We start from the raw sequence: 19,093 nt of genomic DNA, 5'->3' as shown, positions 1-19,093 counted from the left end.
ATAAACAATAGATACAAAAACGGAGTCCGTTAAGACTCCGTTTAGATTTATTAGCAATAGAACAAATTAATGCTCTCGTGTTGCTCTGAATTGAACTTCAGGGAAACGCTCTACTGCTAAATTCAAATTAACCATAGTAGGCGCGATATACGTTAAGTTATTGCCCCCATCTAATGCTAGGTTAGCTTGGCTCTTACGCTGGAAGTCATCCATGATTTTACCATCAGTACATTCAACCCAACGAGCGGTTGCAACACTGATACCTTCATAAATAGCTTCTACGTTATATTCTGATTTCAGACGAGAAACAACCACATCAAACTGAAGAACACCAACCGCACCAACGATAAGATCGTTATTTTGTAACGGACGGAAAACCTGAACCGCACCTTCTTCAGAAAGTTGGACAAGACCTTTCAATAGTTGTTTTTGCTTCAACGGATCTTTTAGACGAATACGACGGAATAATTCAGGTGCAAAGTTTGGAATACCTGAGAACTTCAAGTTTTCACCTTGCGTGAAGGTATCACCTATTTGAATCGTGCCGTGGTTATGCAAACCAATGATGTCACCCGCATAGGCTGTTTCAGCACGAGAACGATCACCCGCCATAAAGGTTACCGCATCAGAAATACTGACGTTTTTACCTGTACGAACATGGTTCATTTTCATACTTTGGGTATAAGTACCCGATACAATACGCATGAAGGCAATACGGTCACGGTGCTTAGGATCCATGTTTGCTTGGATCTTAAATACAAATCCTGAGAATTTTTCTTCAGTAGCTTCAACTGCACGTTCTACTGCTTCACGCGTTTGTGGTGCAGGAGCCCATTCAGTCAAACCTTCAAGCATATGGTCAACACCAAAGTTACCTAGTGCCGTACCAAAGTAGACTGGTGTTAGCTCTCCTTTAAGAAATAACTCTAAATCAAACTCGTGCGCAGCGCCAATAACCAATTCAAGCTCTTCACGAACACTGCTCGCAAGTTCGTTACCGATAGCAACATCAAGCTCTGGGTTATCAAGACCTTTGATCGTGCGTACTTCTTGGATCTCATGGCCATGACCAGATTGATACAAGATCGTTTCATCACGGTGAATATGATAAACACCTTTAAACTCTTTACCACAACCGATAGGCCATGAAATAGGAGCACAAGCCATACCTAGCTCGCTTTCTACTTCGTCAAGCACTTCCATTGGGTCTCGTACTTCACGGTCCATTTTGTTCATGAAGGTTACGATTGGCGTATCACGTAAACGCGTTACTTCCATCAATTTACGAGTACGATCTTCGACACCTTTCGCGGCATCGATAACCATTAGACATGAATCTACCGCAGTTAAAGTACGGTAGGTATCTTCCGAGAAATCTTCGTGTCCAGGAGTATCAAGAAGGTTAACTAGGCAACCGTTAAATGGAAATTGCATTACTGACGTAGTTACCGAGATACCACGTTCTTTTTCCATTTCCATCCAGTCTGATTTTGCGTGCTGGTTTGAACCACGACCTTTTACCGTACCCGCTTTTTGAATCGCGTTTCCGAATAATAATACTTTTTCAGTAATGGTTGTTTTACCCGCATCCGGGTGAGAAATGATGGCAAACGTTCTACGTTTACCCACTTCTTGTAAAAAAGACATAAGCGTTGATAATCCTGTAAGATTTCAGAAAGGATGTAATTAGGCGAGATTATACTCAAAGACGTTGATTATCTAAAGCGCCGATTAAAAGAATATATAACTCATGATAATGGCGTCTTCTTTACCATTAGCTGTTGGGTAGTAATCGTGGCGTCGAGTAACTTCATTAAACCCTTCAGATTCATACAAAGAGATCGCTTTAACATTACTTTCACGCACCTCAAGCCAAGCAGAATCAGCACTTTGTTCCATACACATATCAATAAAAAACTCAGTCAATTTACGACCAAACCCTTTTCTTTGATACGCAGGATCAATAGCAACATTAAGTAACGTCACTTCACCGACAACATTCTGCGCATAAAAATAACCAACAACTTGATCATTTTCTAGCATTACTCGATGTTGTGCACAACGACTATTTAAGTCTCGGATCATCGATTCAGCCCAAGGGTGTGAATGTGCCGCTCTTTCTATTCGCCAAATATCATCAAGATGAGTTTCAGAAATAAGTTGGATATTAATGGTCATAAGAACAAATTTGTCGCCATAGATCGCGTCGTGATTGAGTATTGGTATGCATTTCAGATAAAAGAGGAGAGCTCAATGTTCGCACTCCTTCTAATTCAGTAATAAGAACACCAGAAAACCAACACCACTTTAAATGATGTTCAGCCAAATACTCTAACGACTCAGAAGGAAGAAATAACGCCTGCTCTGGCAATAGTTTCATGCTTGCAAGTACCTTCCCAAAAAGAAAAGCATCACGTTCAGTTGGAACAGCAGGAGCTACAAATAATAACTGACAAGTTTCAGGTAACGATAGTGTGTTTGCTTCTAACATAGAGAAGTATTCTGGTTGTCGAACTTGCCAAACCGAAATATTCATTTCATTTAAAAACTGTAACGCTTGCTTTGGCATCTCAATTCACCTGTCAATTTAAGGTTACGGATATTATCAATATTCTAGAAGGGATACCACTTGATGTACCTGAAATAACTAAGATTGAATATAACGTAAACATTCAACCTTTAGATAGTACGTATAGACATATATAAGAAATGAACACCCACTAATATCATGGGTGTTTTATTGAATGGTTATAATAAGTCAAACTCTGGACAATATTCGATTAAGCCCGATTTACCGTCAATAAATTCAGGAGAGCATGCTTTAATCATAAATGCCTCCTCAGGGACTTCCCATTTGCACTTCATATCGTATTTATTTGCAGGCTCAAAACCAAAGCGATGGTAATAAGCAGGATCACCAAGAACAACAACGGCTGGGTAACCAAATTCAGCCAAGGTTTCTAACCCTTCAGTAACTAAAGAGTGAGCAATACCTTGTTTTTCAAATTCTTTTTTTACACACAAAGGCGCAAGCCCTTGCCAGTTTAAATCATCGCCATCAAGTGTTACTGGACTAAAAAGACAATGGCCTATCACTTCACCTTCATCAGTACATGCTACTAATGATAATGTTAGATGACTGTTTTCACGTAGAGACATCACTAACTTAGCCTCAGCTTCAGTCTCAAATGTCTCGTGAACTAATCGATCAATCGTTAAAATATCCGCTGGAGCTTCAGTTCTAATAAGCATTTATCGTCTCTTTCACTTCAGGTTTTTGCAAACCTTGTTGGACAAAATTAGCCAACGTCATTAATGCTTGATTTAAATGTTTTGGTAATGAATCAAAATCAACACTGTCCATTAAGTTTTTCACTTCTAGACCAAGTTCTGTATCACCTTCAATTTTCAAGCGACGTTGGAAAAATAGAGTGTCAGGATCTTCTTTACGGCCAGCAATTAAAATTAAATCATTCAACGGACCGCTAAAGCTAACATCTTCGTTCTCTGCTTTGTCCGAGACTATCAGTTTTTCATCTTTATAGCTGATAAACCAGTGCAATTCGAGATCAATAATTGAAACTTTTAACCACTTACCTTCCAAAAACTCAAAATCACCATCTTCAAGTGCTTCATGAAATACTTGCTTTAAACCTTCGAGCAATATCTTTTTTTGCATTGAAATAGGGACAAATTTTGCAGGCACTTTGAGAACTGATGCCGCATTTTCTACTAATTTTGAACGAATTTGATTAATCACACTTAATTTCCACTACATTTGGTCGATAACTTTAATTAAGTATAAATTGATTGAGCGATATCTAACCTGTTTCTTATCAAAAAAAACACTTATTACAATTTAAGGTAGATATAAGGGTTTCATTCAATGTATATTTTGCTGTTGAAATTATAAATATCAATAATTCTGGACGTTATTTGTCTTCTTTACTAACAAGCGGTAGCACTATGTCACTTAACCAAATACAACATTGGCTTCCTTTACTAACAGATAACAGTCCATTTCTGTTTGCTATTTTAGACACAGATCATAACTACGTCACCGTCAATAACCGCTATTGTGAAATTAGTGGATTAAGCCGTGAAGCGTTGTTTGGTCGCTCAGACGCTGAAATTTTAGGTACTCATTTTTACACCTCTCTTAAGCCCTATTATTCTAGAGCATTAAATGGCGAAAAAATTGAAGCTGAAATAACCCTCGACGACCATCGCTTTGATACCAGTTTTCATTTCAGTTTATTTCCAATTGAGCAGGACAATAACACCTACATTGTCTTTCATGCTGTAGATACATCTGAACGACAGCAATTACTCAGTTCATTAAAAGAAAGCGAATCTAAATACGAAAAACTCACCGAACTTCTTAATGATTCAGTCTTTTTAGTTGAAGGCGATATCATCGTCTCAGCAAACACCGCTTCCGCAAAAATGCTCGGTTTTAATAAACCAACCGAGTTTATTGGTGAAAGCATTGAACAATTATTAATCGCCAGCAACAAAACCCACTCCCTATCTGACATCATTGCTAACTTAATCTCAGGACAGCAATTAACGGTTAAAACGACGGTCAATTGCGGTATTCTTTCTGAGTTAATTCTAACCGTCGAAAAAACGTTTATTTTAGGAAGCCCAGCCCATCTTGTTATTTTAAAAGAAAATAAAAAACAACTTGCAACGAGTAGCCAAATTGCCATATCTCAAGTTGATTTACTGACTGGAATATACAACCGCCATGGGTTTACTCACGTTATTGATAAAATGATTAAAGAAAATATTCCTTTTTTCATGCTCTATCTAGATATCGATAATTTCAAAAATATTAATGATTCTTTAGGGCACCATATTGGTGACCGAGTACTGAAAGAAATTTCAACTCGGTTACAAAAGTTATTACCAAAACACGCCATTGTTGGGCATTTGGGGGGGGATGAGTTTGGTATATTATTTCCTAAACCAGAACATAACCAAATTCTTGACCAACTCGCAGATAAAATCATACAGCTAATCAACCAACCTTTTGACTTAGTCCACTTCTCTAAACGATTAGCCTGTTCTATTGGTAGTGTCCAATACCCTACCGATGGGACTGATGCCCGCAGTTTATTGCAAAATGCCGATACAGCAATGTATGAAGCGAAAGATCGTGGTCGAAACCGTTTGGTTAAATTTCATGATCAAATGAACAAAGAAGCAAGAATGCGATTATGGTTAGAAATTGAACTTCAAAAAGCATTGCAAAACAATGGGTTAGAGGTTTGGTACCAACCAAAGGTGAGCGCTCGTGATTTTAGAATTAATGGTGCAGAAGCACTTGTTCGGTGGAAACACCCTGTAGAGGGTTATATTAGCCCTGCTCGCTTCATTCCTGTTGCTGAGCGTTCAGGGTTAATTGAAATGCTAGGTAAAGTGGTTATGCGTGAGGTATTCCAAACCGTAAAAGAATGGAAAAACCAAGGGATCTTACCTGGTCGTATCGCAATTAATTTATCTCCTATACAATTTGGTAATCCACAACTCATTGACTATATGGAACGATTACTCAAAACAACTCAAGTTGATCCTAATTGTATCACCTTGGAGCTAACTGAAAGCGCAGTTATGAGTGATGGAGAACATGCAATTCAAATGCTTGAGGCGATAAAGAAATTAGGATTTACCCTTTCTATTGATGATTTCGGTACTGGTTATTCATCGCTAGCTTACCTTGCTCGTTTTCCACTTGATGAACTGAAAATTGATCGTGGTTTCATTAGCGAAATAGATACTCTACCTAAACAAATTACCATCATAGAAAATGTCATTAATTTAGGTAAAAATCTAAATATGGATATCGTGGCTGAAGGTGTTGAAACCAGACAACAAGCAATGCTTCTTTCTAGTTTAAATTGTGATTCTATTCAAGGTTTTCACTTCTACAAACCTCAGCCAAAACATGAGATTGAAGCGTTATTAGTACAAAACAAACGCTCAAGATAATCAAATAACAAAGAGGTTAACCCCTAGAAATAACCCACCACTTTCTAGGTATTACAGCCTCTTAAACACAAATAAACACTAAAAAATCGCCTTTCTCGTTATTTAATACCAAACCTTTATTTAGGTAACAAAACAACTAAAAACCTGCCTTAAATCAAGTTTCAAAATTATCTTATCATTATCATAGAGCATCAGATTTTTTGTAACTAGGTATTCTTATGGAACTCCTCTGCCCAGCCGGTAACTTGCCTGCTCTAAAAACCGCTATTGATTGCGGTGCCGATGCCGTTTATATCGGTTTTAAAGACGATACGAATGCACGCCACTTTGCAGGCTTAAACTTCACAGGTAAAAAACTTGAGAAGGCTGTGCAATACGTTCATGACAACAATAAGCATATTCATGTTGCTTTAAATACCTTTGCTCACCCTGATGGATTCAGTCGCTGGACAAAAGCGGTTGATAATGCAGCAGCAATGGGAATTGATGCTCTGATTATTTCGGATATAGGCGTTTTAGAATACGCAGCAAACACATACCCAGATTTAGAACTGCACTTATCCGTTCAAGCCTCTGCAACTAATGTAGCGGCAATTGATTTCTATAAGAAAAACTTCAACATCAAACGTGTTGTATTGCCTCGTGTATTATCAATTCACCAAGTAAAACAATTGTCACGTAATTTAACTTCTGATGTAGATTTAGAAGTATTCGCCTTTGGTAGCTTATGCATTATGTCTGAAGGTCGTTGTTATTTATCTTCTTATATGACTGGTGAGTCTCCAAATACCGTTGGCGCTTGCTCTCCGGCGAAGTACGTTCGCTGGCAAGAAACTGAAAATGGTCTAGAATCTCGTTTAAATAACATTTTAATTGATCGTTATGGCGACGGAGAAAATGCAGGTTACCCAACACTTTGCAAAGGTCGCTTTGATGTTCAAGGTAAAACGTTTCATGCACTAGAAGAACCTACCAGTCTGAATACCTTATCTCTGGTTCCTGAATTATTTGCAGCGAATGTCGCCTCGGTAAAAATTGAAGGCCGTCAACGCAGTCCTGCTTATGTTGAACAAGTGACTCGTACTTGGCGCGCAGCGATTGATCACTATAAAGCAAACCCTGAAGGTTACTCAGTTGAACCAAAATGGGACGCCGCATTAGCAAACGTTTCTGAGGGAACTCAAACTACCCTTGGCGCTTATCATAAGAAGTGGCAATAGGAGAACATCATGAAGTATGCATTAGGTCCACTTTTATACTTTTGGTCTAAAGAGAATGTTGAATCTTTTTATCAAAAAGCGATAAGCAGCGAAACTGATATCATTTACTTGGGGGAGAGTGTTTGCTCAAAACGCCGAGAAATGAAACCGAAAGATTGGTTTTCGATTGCTAAAGAAATATCGGATTCAGGTAAACAAGTTGTACTGTCAACGATGGCGCTATTAGAAGCACCAAGTGAAGTCAATGCGATGAAAAAATACATTGATAATGGCGACTTCATTATTGAAGCAAACGATGTATCTGCCATTCAACTGGCTTCAGAAAGCAACGTTCCTTTTGTTGTTGGCCCCGCAGTTAACTGCTATAACGCTCAAACTCTTAATCTATTTTTAAAACAAGGCATGACTCGTTGGTGTATGCCTGTTGAATTGTCACGTGAATGGTTACAGAACGTTCTGCTTCAATGCGATGACCTTGGTATTCGTAATAAGTTTGAAACCGAAGTATTTAGCTACGGTTATCTACCTTTGGCTTACTCTGCACGCTGCTTTACCGCGAGAGCAGAAAATAAACCAAAAGATGAATGTGAGACCTGTTGCATAAAGTACCCAAATGGCATCACGGTAAATAGCCAAGAAGGGCAAGAAGTATTTACTCTAAATGGCATTCAAACTCAATCGGGTTATTGCTATAATTTAATCAATGACTTAGCAAGTATGAATGACTTGGTTGACGTAGTTCGCCTAAGTCCATTAAGCGTTGAAACATTTGATGAAGTCTCTAAATTTAAAGCAAATGAAATGGGATTAGAGAAGTTTTCGTTAAAAGATGCACGCCAATGCAATGGCTATTGGCACAATATTGCAGGGCTAGATGTTCAAATCTAATTCATATTAAGTGTTCAATAAAAAAGCCCTTACTTATTTCTAAGTAAGGGCTTTTTCATGGGTAAGGCATTTACATTTACTCAGCTAGCGCTTCTTCTTTTAACGCTTCTTTTTCCGAATTATCAGAAACTGGGGTTTCCTTCATTTCTAAAGTTTGCTGCTCTTTTATTTTTTGCTCTTGTAGCTCTCGTAACGATAAGTAAATCTTACCTAGCTCAACAAACGAATAGCGATGCTCAACAAATTCATAAACGTTACCAGCCATTGCTAATTTATATAAAGCAATGGCACTTGGATAATCACCTTCATATTGATAGCCTTTCGCTAAATAAAAGTAACCTTCTGTTAATTTTTGCGCTAGCGCTGCATTATTGCGAGTGGTAGTTAGTATTTTTTTAAAGAACTCATCTTCTGTTGTTTCTTTTAAAATAACACCAGCGAGATCCCATCCAAAATCATCATCTGTACGTTTCTGATATTGAACTTTAAATTCTTCAGTTGCCACTAATGGATCAACTTCAAGACCAATCCAATATAGCCAAATCGCACGATAAGGATCTGTTGGTGCATCGTTATAATGCTTTTTTGCTATTTCGTACGCTTGGTCATAACGCTCACCATAATAAAGAGCAATCGCTAAATTTCGTTCTGCAAATTGATTATTAGGGTCTAATTCTAGTGCGGAATCCAGTGCTTCATAGGCGCCATCAAAATCTGTATTTTGTGTGTAATAAACACCTAAAATATTAAATACATCACTTTGATCTGGCTTTAAATTAAGAGACTGAGTGAAATCTACACGAGCTAAATCACGTAGCCCCAAGCTGTCATTAATTAACCCACGCTCATAAAACATTTTTGCGCGAGTTGCATTATCAACATCTGGACGTAATAACAATTGATTCAAACGAGATAACTGTATCTCTTGCTGAATACTTGATTGTAAAGGTACAGCCATTGGAGGGGAGGCCCATCCTGAAGTGTTATTTGTTGATGCACAACCTGATAACACCATAACTGCGCCGACTAAGACTATTCGAATCCAATTCACTCATTTTCTCCTATGATAAGCTGACTTCTTCTAACTACAGTTAAAAGAAAAGGGAGCATTTCTGCTCCCTTTATAACATGCTTTATATTAAAAGACTGTAATCAATAAGATTATTCTGCGTCTTTTACTTCAGCAGAAGCTGTTGGGTTTAGCTCAGCAGTTGCTTCTTTAATACTTAGACGGATACGACCTTGACGGTCTATCTCTAGTACTTTAGTTTGCACTTCTTGACCAACTTGTAGGTGATCTGCAACTTTCTCAATACGCTCTTCAGCGATTTGAGAAATATGAACTAGACCTTCTTTAGGACCTAGAACCGTTACGAATGCACCGAAATCAACGATACGCATAACTTTACCTGGGTAGATTTTACCAACTTCAACTTCAGCAGTAATTTCTTCGATACGACGGATAGCTTCTTTAGCAGCAGCACCTTCAGTCGCAGCGATTTTAATTGTACCGTCATCTTCGATTTCGATAGTTGTACCCGTTTCTTCACAAAGAGCACGAATAACTGCGCCGCCTTTACCGATAACATCTTTGATCTTATCAGAGCTGATTTTCATTGTGTGAATACGTGGAGCGTATTGTGAGATATCTTCACGAGCGCCAGAGATTGCTTCATCCATAACAGTAAGGATGTGCTTACGCGCACCTTGTGCTTGGTTTAGAGCGATCTGCATGATCTCTTTAGTGATACCTTCAATTTTGATGTCCATTTGAAGCGCAGTAATACCTTCATTAGTACCCGCTACTTTAAAGTCCATGTCGCCTAGGTGATCTTCGTCGCCAAGGATGTCAGAAAGAACAACGAAATCGTCGCCTTCTTTAACAAGACCCATTGCGATACCAGCAACAGACGCTTTAATTGGAACACCAGCATCCATAAGTGCTAGAGATGTACCACATACAGAAGCCATTGAAGATGAACCGTTAGATTCAGTGATTTCCGATACTACACGAACTGTGTATGGGAATTCTTCAACAGAAGGCATTACTGCAGCAATACCGCGCTTAGCTAGTTTACCGTGACCGATTTCACGACGCTTAGGAGAACCAACAAAACCAGTTTCACCTACACAGTATGGAGGGAAGTTGTAGTGTAGAAGGAAGTGATCTTTCTTCTCACCCATTAGGCTGTCGATGATTTGAGCGTCACGTTGTGTACCAAGCGTTGCAGTAACAAGTGCTTGAGTTTCACCACGAGTGAATAGAGCTGAACCATGAGTACGAGGAAGAACACCTGTACGTACATCTAGCGCACGAACCATGTCTTTTTCACGACCATCGATACGTGGGTGACCAGCAATAATGCGGCTACGTACTACTTTTTTCTCTAGAGAACCAAGCATGCCACGGATTTCGCGTTCATCTAGTGCTTCATTTTGAGCTAAAAGAACGGCAACAACTTCGTTTTTGATTGAGCCAACTTGCTCGTAACGCGCCATTTTTTCAGTAATTTGGTACGCTTCAGAAAGACGAGTTTCTGCAAGTTCAGCGACTTGAGCTTTAAGCTCTGCGTTTACTACAGGTGCTTCCCAGTTCCAAGACGGAGTTGCAACTTCAGCAGCGAATTCGTTGATCGCTTTGATTACTACTTGTTGTTGGTCGTGACCAAATACAACAGCAGAAAGCATTTCTTCTTCAGATAGGTTATCTGCTTCTGATTCAACCATTAATACTGCGCCTTCTGTACCAGACACAACTAGGTCTAGTTTAGAGTTTTCAAGCTCAGTGTTTGATGGGTTAAGAACTAGCTCACCATTGATGTGACCAACACGTGCAGCACCGATAGGGCCATTGAATGGTACACCAGCGATAGAAAGTGCTGCAGACGTTGCGATCATAGTGATCATGTCTGGGTTTACGTCAGGATTGATAGAAACAACCGTAGCGATAATTTGAACTTCGTTTTTAAACGCACTTGGGAAAAGTGGACGAATAGGACGGTCAATTAGACGAGCCGTTAGTGTTTCGCCTTCAGAAGGACGACCTTCACGCTTAAAGAAACCACCTGGGATTTTACCAGCAGCATATGTACGCTCTTGGTAGTTAACTGTTAGTGGGAAGAAATCTTGACCTGCTACTGCTTCTTTTTTAGCAACAACAGAAACGAATACAGATGTATCGTCCATGCTTGCCATTACTGCTGCAGTTGCTTGACGAGCCATTACGCCTGTTTCTAGTGTTACAGTATGGTTACCATACTGAAATGATTTTACGACTGGTTTCTCGAACATTTTTTTTCCTTTGGTCTCAATATACAAGATATGTCTATCTGAAATTAAAACACTTTACATAGATGGTTCAACATATTACCAGTCGCGACTAGTACAAGTTTACTCAGTGTAAGATAACTTGTAATAGTCGCGACCTAGTGGCCGACTTCGGTGACTGTAATACGGTGAATAAGATTATATTATCAAAAGCGCACACTGCGATTTCAACGGCCATAGTATACCCCAATTAGGACAAGATGCGAGGTTCAGAAATGAAAAAGGAGAGTAATACGAGGCTACATATATGACGGGCATAAAAAAAGGAGCGATAATCGCTCCTTTTTGTCAAACTGTCTTTACAGACATCGCAAATTAGCGACGTAGGCCTAGACGTTTGATTAGATCTTGGTAACGCTCGCTGTTTTTACCTTTAAGGTAATCAAGAAGCTTACGACGGCTTGAAACCATACGTAATAGACCACGACGGCTGTGGTGATCGTGCTTGTGATCAGCAAAGTGACCTTGAAGGTGGTTGATAGAAGCAGTAAGTAGTGCTACTTGTACTTCTGGTGAACCAGTATCGTTTTCACATTGTGCGTATTCAGCAACGATTGCTGCTTTAGTTTCTGCATTCAGAGACATAAATCTCTCCTGAGTAAGAGTGTTTAATATTTGCAGCAGCCAATCTCTGATTCAGCCACTACGCGAAGAGCGAATTATACGGATGAACAATAATAAAGCAATAAAAAAGAGTAAAAACACCAAGGCCTTTACTCTTTCTTAATTATATTGCTTCAATGCGACTTATTTGTCTTCTTCGATTTCATCTCTAAATACAACTAAACGCTTTGGTGCAACACGACCGTCATTATCAATATGTCCAATACCAATAAATAAACGCTCTTCACCCGAAGTCATTCGCACGATACCCTCTTGAGGAGCACCAAATACTTGAACCGGTTGTCCATGTAAAACATGATCTGCCAATTCTGGGATCATATTTACTTCAGGTAAATCTTGAACGGCAGAATCCATAGGCATTAGTAACGGATCAAGTAACTCACGAGGTGCAATTTCTTCACGATGCGCTTTTTCTAGTAGTGCTTCAAGGTGTTCAATCGTTACCATATTTTCATATGGGTAATTTGATACACCAGTACGACGTAAATACGTAACGTGAGCACCACAACCTAGCATTTCACCAAGATCATCAGTAATTGTACGAATGTAAGTGCCTTTAGAGCAGTGCACTTCCATTTCAACCTCATGGCCTTCAAAACGAATTAATTCAATTGAATAAACCGTGATTTTACGAGACTTACGAGGAACTTCAATGCCTTCTCGTGCGTATTCATACAAAGGGCGACCTTCGTGCTTTAACGCTGAAAACATTGATGGAATTTGATCTGTTGTGCCACGAAATTTAGCAATACAACGCTCAAGCTGACCACGGTCAACCTTCACTTCACGAGTTTGAACCACTTCACCATCAGAATCTGACGTGTTAGTACGTTCACCAAGCTTCGCAACCACACGATAGCGTTTATCAGAATCTAATAAGAACTGAGAAAACTTCGTCGCTTCACCAAAACAAAGAGGCAACATACCTGTAGCAAGAGGATCAAGCGCACCAGTATGGCCTGCTTTCTCTGCAAAGTAGATGCGTTTTACTTTTTGCAATGTATCGTTCGACGTAATTCCTGCCGGTTTATCAATTAAGATAACACCATCAATAGGACGACCCTTACGACGACGAGCCATTACTCTTCCCCTTCGTCAGATTCAGTACGGCCAGATTCTGCCATTTTACGTTTATCGGTATTCATCACGTCTGTTACTAGGTTAGACATACGCATACCTTCAACTAATGTGTTGTCGTAAGTAAAACGTACTTCTGGAGTCAAACGGTGACGGATACGCTTACCAAGAAGCATACGAACAGGAACTTCATGTTCTTTCAATGCCGCTAGACATGTTTCAGGCGTTTGCTCACCGATACAGAAGAAAGTAACGAATACCTTTGCGTAGGCAAGGTCACGCGATACTTCAACATCTGAAATAGTAACCATACCAATACGTGAATCACGAACTTCACGCTGTAGGATTACTGCTAATTCTTTTTGCAGTTGTTGCGACACACGTTGTGCGCGGCTAAATTCTTTTGACATATCATTTCTCACTTAGAAAGATGGGGGGCGTGGTAATAACCAGCCCCCCATGGTGTATTTAACAACCGATTACCCTATTACCGTATTGAATAATAGGAGTAATTATAGTCAATTAATCAAGAGTACGTTGAATCTCAATGATTTCGAATACTTCGATTTGGTCACCAACGCGAACATCATTGTAATTCTTAACGCCGATACCACATTCGTAGCCATTCTTAACTTCTGGCATATCATCTTTAAAGCGACGTAGTGACTCTAACTCACCTTCGTAAATAACTACGTTGTCACGTAGAACACGAATTGGGTTATTACGCTTGATAGTACCTTCAGTTACCATACAACCAGCGATAGCGCCAAGTTTAGGTGACTTAAATACTTCACGTACTTGTGCAAGACCAATGATTTCTTGACGGAACTCAGGTGCAAGCATACCGCCCATCGCTTGTTTAACTTCGTCAATCAACTGGTAGATGATCGAGTAGTAACGAAGGTCTAGGTTTTCATTTTCGATGGTACGACGAGCAGTCGTATCAGCACGAACGTTGAAGCCAAGAAGGATTGCATTAGACGCCGCTGCAAGTGTTGCATCAGTTTCAGTAATACCACCAACACCAGAACCGATGATGTTAACTTTAACTTCATCAGTAGACAGTTTAAGGAGTGAATCAGCGATTGCTTCAACAGAACCTTGAACGTCAGCTTTAAGTACTACGTTACATTCAGCGACAACACCAGCTTCCATGTTTGCAAACATGTTTTCTAGTTTCGCTTTTTGTTGACGAGCTAGTTTAACATCACGGAATTTACCTTGACGGTAGTTAGCAACTTCACGAGCTTTACGCTCATCACGCACAACTGTCGCTTCGTCACCTGACGCAGGAACGCCAGAAAGACCTAGAATTTCTACAGGAATAGATGGACCCGCAGATTCGATGTCTTTACCGTTTTCATCGCGCATTGCACGAACACGGCCATACTCTTGACCACAAAGAACGATATCGCCTTTATTTAGAGTACCTGATTGAACAAGAACAGTAGCTACTGGGCCACGGCCTTTATCTAGACGAGATTCAACAACAACACCTGATGCCATACCTTCTTTAACCGCAGTTAATTCAAGTACTTCAGATTGAAGAAGGATAGCTTCTAGAAGACCTTCGATGTTCGTACCTTGCTTAGCAGAGATATGAACGAAGATGTTCTCGCCGCCCCACTCCTCAGGAATAACGTCATATTGAGCAAGCTCATTTTTAACGTTATCTGGGTTAGCGCCTTCTTTATCGATTTTGTTTACTGCAACAATCAGAGGTACACCAGCCGCTTTTGCGTGTTGGATAGCTTCGATTGTTTGTGGCATAACGCCATCATCTGCAGCAACAACAAGTACAACGATATCTGTCGCTTGAGCACCACGAGCACGCATAGCGGTAAACGCTGCGTGTCCAGGAGTATCAAGGAAAGTGATCATACCGTTGTCAGTTTCAACGTGGTATGCACCGATGTGTTGTGTAATACCACCAGCTTCCGCATCAGCAACGTGTGCACGACGGATGTAATCCAGTGTAGAAGTTTTACCGTGGTCAACGTGACCCATGATAGTAACAACAGGTGCGCGAGCTTCAACATCAGCGCTGTTATCACGATCAGACAGTACTGCTTCTTCTAATTCGTTTTCTTTACGAAGAACCACTTTATGACCCATTTCTTCAGCAACTAGTGCTGCTGTTTCTTGGTCGATAACTTGGTTGATAGTCGCCATAGCGCCCATCTTCATCATAACTTTAATTACTTCAGTTGCTTTTACTGACATTTTGCTTGCCAGTTCAGAAACAACAATTGTCTCACCAATCGCAACATCTTGTTTAGCAACAGTTGCTGACTTATCAAAGCCGTGCTGCATAGACGTTGGTTTGTTTACTTGAGGCTTCTTGTTGCGACCGCCACGTTGGTTACGACCACCGCGAGGTGCTGCTTCTGCAGGTTTTGCTTTCTTCTTACGACGACGAGGCTGTTGCTCATCTTTACGGTCAGCTGCATCTTCTGCTTCACGAGCGTGAGATGAAGTTGTCACGTGGTAATCTGCAGTTTTTTCAGCTGCTGATTTTTTCTGCTCTTCTTCTTTCCAACGAGCTTCATTTTCTTCAGCTAGTTTACGAGCATCTTCAACTAGTTTTGCAGCTTCTGCTTCTGCTTTACGAGTCGCTTCTTGTTCTTGACGAAGTTTTAGTTCATCAGCTTCTTTTTTTGCTTGATCGTTTTTAGTAGTCATTTGTTTTTTAGCCTTTTCAGTCTCAGTACGTTTCGCTTTTTGTTCTGCGTCACGCTTTACTTTGACTTCTGCTTCAGCATCACGCTTAGCTTTTTCTTCCGCTTCACGTTGTGCTTTCTGTTCAATTTCGCGAATTGCAGCATCCTCTGCATCACGTTTGGCCTTGTCTTCAGCCTCTACTTTCATTTGCTCAGTTTTTTTCTCTTCTTCAAGTGTGCTTGCTTTTACATAAGTACGTTTTTTACGCACTTCTACTTGCACATCTTTACTTTTACCGCCTGAACCAGCAACACTTAACGTGCTGCGAGTTTTGCGTTGAAGAGTGAGACGGGTTGGTGACGCACCTTCATCAGCACTACCATGCTCTTTCTTTAGGTGAACTAGCAATGATTGCTTTTCACCTTCAGAAACAGAATCGCCATCTTTTTTATTAATACCAGCATCCGAAAATTGCTGAAGTAAGCGGTCAACTGGAGTTCCAATTTCATCACTAAGTGCTTTTACCGTAAGCTTTGTCATACCGCTTCTCCTTGCTGAAATAATTATGCTTCGTCGCTGAACCAACAAATATTACGCGCTGCCATGATTAACTCACCAGCACGAGCTTCTGTTAGGTCTTCAATATCAGTCAACTCATCAACACCTTGATCCGCAAGGTCTTCAAGAGTAACAACACCTTTAGCTGCAAGTTTAAACGCTAGTTCGCGCTCTAAACCGTCAAGTGCAAGTAGGTCTTCTGCTGGCTCAATACCATCAAGAGATTCTTCTTGTGCTAGTGCTAATGTTGTTAATGCTTCTTTAGCGCGAGTACGCAGAAGATCAACTGTTTCTTCGTCCAAAGCTTCTACTTCTAGTAGTTCGTTTACAGGAACGTAAGCGATTTCTTCAAGCGTAGTAAAGCCTTCTTCAACTAATAGTTGAGCAAAATCTTCATCGATTTCTAAATGCTTAACAAATGCATCAATAGAACCTTGAGCTTCTTCTTGGTGCTTCTTGTTAAGATCTGCAACTGTCATTACATTTAGTTCCCAACCAGTCAGTTGAGATGCTAAACGTACGTTTTGACCACTACGGCCAATTGCTTGTGCTAGATTATCAGCTTCAACAGCAATATCCATAGTATTGTTGTCTTCATCTACAATAATAGAAGCGACTTCTGCTGGAGCCATAGAATTGATAACAAACTGTGCAGGATTATCATCCCAAAGCACGATATCAATGCGTTCGCCACCAAGATCATTTGATACAGCTTGAACACGAGCGCCACGCATACCAACACACGCACCAACAGGGTCAATACGTTTATCGTTTGTTTTCACAGCGATTTTAGCACGAGAACCTGGATCGCGAGCAGCCGCTTTAATTTCAATCAGTTCTTCACCAATTTCAGGCACTTCAACGCGGAACAATTCAGTTAACATTACGCCTTTTGAGCGAGTCATGAATAACTGGAAACCGCGAGCTTCTGGTTTAACTGCATATAGCAGACCACGAACACGGTCACCTGGACGGAAATTTTCACGTGGAAGTTGATCTTCACGTAAAATAACCGCTTCAGCATTGCTACCTAAATCAACGATAATTGCATCGCGGTTTACTTTTTTAACGATACCAGTGATTAGCTCACCTTCGTTATCAATAAACTGCTCAACGATCATCGCACGTTCAGCTTCACGTACTTTTTGTACGATAACTTGCTTCGCTGTTTGCGTCGTAATACGGTCAAACGTTACTGATTCGATATCATCTTCAATAAAACCACCGATTTCGATTGTTTCATCTTCAAATTGTGCCGCTTCAATAGAAATTTCTAATGTAGGTTGCTCAACTTGAGCAACCGCAACCCAACGACGGAAAGTTTCAACTGCACCTGTTTTGCGATCAATCGCTACACGTACTTCAATTTCCAGCGTAGATTTTTTCTTTGTTGCCGTTGCTAGCGCGATTTCTAATGCTTCAAAAATTCGCTCACGAGGAACAGCTTTTTCATTTGATACTGCTTCTACAACAGCTAAGATTTCTTTGTTCATTTTAGCCTCTATCAGCCTTAAAATTTAGGAACTAAGTTCGCCTTTGAAATGTTGCTTAACGCAAATTCTTCATTGTTACCATCAACTGTAACCGTAACAATCTCACCGTTAATGTCTAGGATATCTCCTTTCCATTTGCGACGGTTATTCATCGGCATCTTTAATACAAGGCTGACTTCATGACCAACAAATTGTTGATAATGTGCTGCTTTAAACAGTGGACGTTCAAGACCTGGAGACGAAACCTCTAGGTTATATGCTACTGTAATTGGATCTTCTACATCCATTACTGCACTGATTTGACGACTGGCTTCCGCACAGTCCTCCACAAAGATGCCATTTTCATGATCGATAAATACACGTAACGTTGAATGTTCACCCGCACGAATAAACTCTAAACCGACCAATTCATAACCTAAAGCACCAACAGGAGCCTCAAGCATTTCTGTTAGTTGTCTTTCTAATCCTGTCATTGATATCCCCTGAAAACAAAAAAAGGGCACTAAAAGGCCCAATTCTTAAAAAACAGTCTGTTTCAGATAGCAAAAAACCCCGATAATTGCGGGGTTTAGTACTGCTGGACCCTGAATGCCACTTGCGTGACTTATCTAATAAGAGCAATTACTTTTATTAGATAATTGGTTGCGGGAGCCGGATTTGAACCGACGACCTTCGGGTTATGAGCCCGACGAGCTACCAAACTGCTCCATCCCGCGTCCGAAAAGAACAAAGAAAGTATAGTTTCTTTATCCTTTTATTACAAGAATCAGATTCTTGTCTGAATATGGTGCCGAGAGAGGGACTTGAACCCTCATACCCTAAGGCACTAGCACCTCATGCTAGCGTGTCTACCAATTTCACCATCTCGGCTAAAGTCGTTTAAAGAGGTACGTCGCTGTTTTCAGTAGCAGGAACGTCACTCGTATTATCAGCTGTTTGCTCTGTCGCTTGTTGATCTAATTTAAGATCAAAACCTTCAGTTTTATGCGTAGACATATTGCCTAACGCTAGGCTGATAATAAAAAATACTGTTGCACAAAGTGCGGTCATTCGAGTTAAAAAGTTTCCAGAGCCACCAGAGCCAAATACTGTATTTGATGCTCCAGCCCCAAATGAGGCTCCCATATCTGCGCCTTTACCGTGTTGTACCAATACTAGGCCAATTACACCGACTGCGGCAATCAGATAAATCACAAGTAGAATCGTATGCATTCTGTCACCCATGTATCTAATTAATGTACCGGTAGCCTA

Annotated in this window: 16 protein-coding genes, 2 tRNA genes and 1 pseudogene; 3 read left to right on the top strand and 16 right to left on the bottom strand. The window is 40.2% G+C overall.

Features of this window, described 5'->3' with window-relative positions; genetic code table 11:
- Window positions 1–66: 66 nt before the first annotated feature.
- The 5 genes from prfC to A6E03_RS15185 all read right to left on the bottom strand — a co-directional run bounded on the left by prfC (window position 67) and on the right by A6E03_RS15185 (window position 3,760).
- Entirely contained in the window at window positions 67–1,647 is a 1,581-nt protein-coding gene (gene prfC, locus A6E03_RS15205) for a peptide chain release factor 3 (protein ID WP_065594299.1), read from the bottom strand.
- A gap of 84 nt (window positions 1,648–1,731) precedes the next feature.
- Window positions 1,732–2,178 carry a ribosomal protein S18-alanine N-acetyltransferase gene (gene rimI, locus A6E03_RS15200; RefSeq protein WP_065594298.1) on the bottom strand — a complete coding sequence of 149 codons (447 nt, stop codon included), beginning with the start codon at window positions 2,176–2,178 and terminating at the stop codon, window positions 1,732–1,734.
- Window positions 2,168–2,569: a DNA polymerase III subunit psi gene (locus A6E03_RS15195; RefSeq protein ID WP_065594297.1), complete on the bottom strand. Its 402-nt coding sequence runs from the start codon at window positions 2,567–2,569 to the stop codon at window positions 2,168–2,170. Before A6E03_RS15195 ends, rimI begins: the two co-directional genes overlap by 11 nt.
- Before the next feature lie 179 nt (window positions 2,570–2,748).
- Window positions 2,749–3,252, bottom strand: a complete 504-nt coding sequence (locus A6E03_RS15190) for a GNAT family N-acetyltransferase (protein WP_065594296.1) — start codon at window positions 3,250–3,252, stop codon at window positions 2,749–2,751.
- Window positions 3,242–3,760, bottom strand: coding sequence for an SCP2 domain-containing protein (locus A6E03_RS15185; protein WP_065594295.1), 519 nt, complete (start codon window positions 3,758–3,760; stop codon window positions 3,242–3,244). The genes A6E03_RS15190 and A6E03_RS15185 overlap by 11 nt, the downstream gene beginning before the upstream one ends.
- Before the next feature lie 206 nt (window positions 3,761–3,966).
- On the opposite strand from A6E03_RS15185, the gene A6E03_RS15180 reads away from it, so the two are divergent.
- The 3 genes from A6E03_RS15180 to A6E03_RS15170 all read left to right on the top strand — a co-directional run bounded on the left by A6E03_RS15180 (window position 3,967) and on the right by A6E03_RS15170 (window position 8,102).
- Window positions 3,967–5,994: a GGDEF and EAL domain-containing protein gene (locus tag A6E03_RS15180; RefSeq protein ID WP_065601198.1), complete on the top strand. Its 2,028-nt coding sequence runs from the start codon at window positions 3,967–3,969 to the stop codon at window positions 5,992–5,994.
- A 218-nt stretch (window positions 5,995–6,212) separates the two neighbouring features.
- Window positions 6,213–7,214, top strand: coding sequence for a peptidase U32 family protein (locus A6E03_RS15175; RefSeq protein WP_065594293.1), 1,002 nt, complete (start codon window positions 6,213–6,215; stop codon window positions 7,212–7,214).
- Window positions 7,215–7,223: 9 nt separating this feature from the next.
- Window positions 7,224–8,102: a U32 family peptidase gene (locus A6E03_RS15170; RefSeq protein ID WP_065594292.1), complete on the top strand. Its 879-nt coding sequence runs from the start codon at window positions 7,224–7,226 to the stop codon at window positions 8,100–8,102.
- Window positions 8,103–8,178: 76 nt separating this feature from the next.
- Here A6E03_RS15170 and nlpI read toward each other — a convergent pair whose 3' ends face one another.
- From nlpI to secG, 11 genes and pseudogenes are all read right to left on the bottom strand, one after another.
- Window positions 8,179–9,153 carry a lipoprotein NlpI gene (gene nlpI / locus A6E03_RS15165; protein ID WP_065601197.1) on the bottom strand — a complete coding sequence of 325 codons (975 nt, stop codon included), beginning with the start codon at window positions 9,151–9,153 and terminating at the stop codon, window positions 8,179–8,181.
- Between the two features lie 110 nt (window positions 9,154–9,263).
- A complete protein-coding gene (gene pnp, locus A6E03_RS15160) occupies window positions 9,264–11,393 on the bottom strand; it encodes a polyribonucleotide nucleotidyltransferase (protein WP_065594290.1) in 2,130 nt (709 codons plus the stop codon).
- 351 nt (window positions 11,394–11,744) lie between these two features.
- Complete coding sequence (gene rpsO / locus A6E03_RS15155; protein ID WP_065594289.1) at window positions 11,745–12,014, bottom strand: 30S ribosomal protein S15; 270 nt, start codon at window positions 12,012–12,014, stop codon at window positions 11,745–11,747.
- Window positions 12,015–12,176: 162 nt separating this feature from the next.
- Window positions 12,177–13,133 carry a tRNA pseudouridine(55) synthase TruB gene (truB, locus tag A6E03_RS15150; protein WP_065594288.1) on the bottom strand — a complete coding sequence of 319 codons (957 nt, stop codon included), beginning with the start codon at window positions 13,131–13,133 and terminating at the stop codon, window positions 12,177–12,179.
- Window positions 13,133–13,540, bottom strand: coding sequence for a 30S ribosome-binding factor RbfA (gene rbfA / locus A6E03_RS15145; RefSeq protein ID WP_065594287.1), 408 nt, complete (start codon window positions 13,538–13,540; stop codon window positions 13,133–13,135). Before rbfA ends, truB begins: the two co-directional genes overlap by 1 nt.
- Window positions 13,541–13,652: 112 nt before the next feature.
- The gene (gene infB / locus A6E03_RS15140; protein ID WP_065594286.1) at window positions 13,653–16,331 is read right to left on the bottom strand and encodes a translation initiation factor IF-2; all 2,679 of its coding nucleotides are present in this window, start codon (window positions 16,329–16,331) and stop codon (window positions 13,653–13,655) included.
- Window positions 16,332–16,354: 23 nt separating this feature from the next.
- Window positions 16,355–17,842: a transcription termination factor NusA gene (nusA, locus tag A6E03_RS15135; RefSeq protein ID WP_065594285.1), complete on the bottom strand. Its 1,488-nt coding sequence runs from the start codon at window positions 17,840–17,842 to the stop codon at window positions 16,355–16,357.
- A gap of 17 nt (window positions 17,843–17,859) precedes the next feature.
- On the bottom strand, window positions 17,860–18,315 hold the full coding sequence (rimP, locus tag A6E03_RS15130) for a ribosome maturation factor RimP (protein WP_012549404.1): 456 nt from the start codon (window positions 18,313–18,315) through the stop codon (window positions 17,860–17,862).
- Between the two features lie 166 nt (window positions 18,316–18,481).
- Window positions 18,482–18,558, bottom strand: a tRNA-Met gene (locus A6E03_RS15125).
- Between the two features lie 69 nt (window positions 18,559–18,627).
- Window positions 18,628–18,712, bottom strand: a tRNA-Leu gene (locus A6E03_RS15120).
- Window positions 18,713–18,817: 105 nt separating this feature from the next.
- Window positions 18,818–19,054: pseudogene (gene secG, locus A6E03_RS15115) on the bottom strand (preprotein translocase subunit SecG); the annotation flags it as partial.
- Between the last annotated feature and the right edge of the window lie 39 nt (window positions 19,055–19,093).

The organism is Aliivibrio sp. 1S128, assembly GCF_001691065.1.
Classification (GTDB): domain Bacteria; phylum Pseudomonadota; class Gammaproteobacteria; order Enterobacterales; family Vibrionaceae; genus Aliivibrio.
The sequence above is the reverse complement of the archived record's forward strand: the minus strand, read 5'-3'. Positions and strand labels throughout refer to the sequence as shown.

Excerpts from the sequence above, each read along its gene's own strand:
- infB (WP_065594286.1), bottom strand. The coding sequence starts at position 16,331 with ATGACAAAGCTTACGGTAAAAGCACTTAGTGATGAAATTGGAACTCCA.
- rbfA (WP_065594287.1), bottom strand. The coding sequence starts at position 13,540 with ATGTCAAAAGAATTTAGCCGCGCACAACGTGTGTCGCAACAACTGCAA.
- truB (WP_065594288.1), bottom strand. The coding sequence starts at position 13,133 with ATGGCTCGTCGTCGTAAGGGTCGTCCTATTGATGGTGTTATCTTAATT.
- A6E03_RS15190 (WP_065594296.1), bottom strand. The coding sequence starts at position 3,252 with ATGCTTATTAGAACTGAAGCTCCAGCGGATATTTTAACGATTGATCGA.
- rimP (WP_012549404.1), bottom strand. The coding sequence starts at position 18,315 with ATGACAGGATTAGAAAGACAACTAACAGAAATGCTTGAGGCTCCTGTT.
- A6E03_RS15175 (WP_065594293.1), top strand. The coding sequence starts at position 6,213 with ATGGAACTCCTCTGCCCAGCCGGTAACTTGCCTGCTCTAAAAACCGCT.
- rimI (WP_065594298.1), bottom strand. The coding sequence starts at position 2,178 with ATGACCATTAATATCCAACTTATTTCTGAAACTCATCTTGATGATATT.
- pnp (WP_065594290.1), bottom strand. The coding sequence starts at position 11,393 with ATGTTCGAGAAACCAGTCGTAAAATCATTTCAGTATGGTAACCATACT.
- prfC (WP_065594299.1), bottom strand. The coding sequence starts at position 1,647 with ATGTCTTTTTTACAAGAAGTGGGTAAACGTAGAACGTTTGCCATCATT.
- A6E03_RS15195 (WP_065594297.1), bottom strand. The coding sequence starts at position 2,569 with ATGCCAAAGCAAGCGTTACAGTTTTTAAATGAAATGAATATTTCGGTT.
- A6E03_RS15180 (WP_065601198.1), top strand. The coding sequence starts at position 3,967 with ATGTCACTTAACCAAATACAACATTGGCTTCCTTTACTAACAGATAAC.
- nusA (WP_065594285.1), bottom strand. The coding sequence starts at position 17,842 with ATGAACAAAGAAATCTTAGCTGTTGTAGAAGCAGTATCAAATGAAAAA.
- A6E03_RS15170 (WP_065594292.1), top strand. The coding sequence starts at position 7,224 with ATGAAGTATGCATTAGGTCCACTTTTATACTTTTGGTCTAAAGAGAAT.
- rpsO (WP_065594289.1), bottom strand. The coding sequence starts at position 12,014 with ATGTCTCTGAATGCAGAAACTAAAGCAGCAATCGTTGCTGAATACGCA.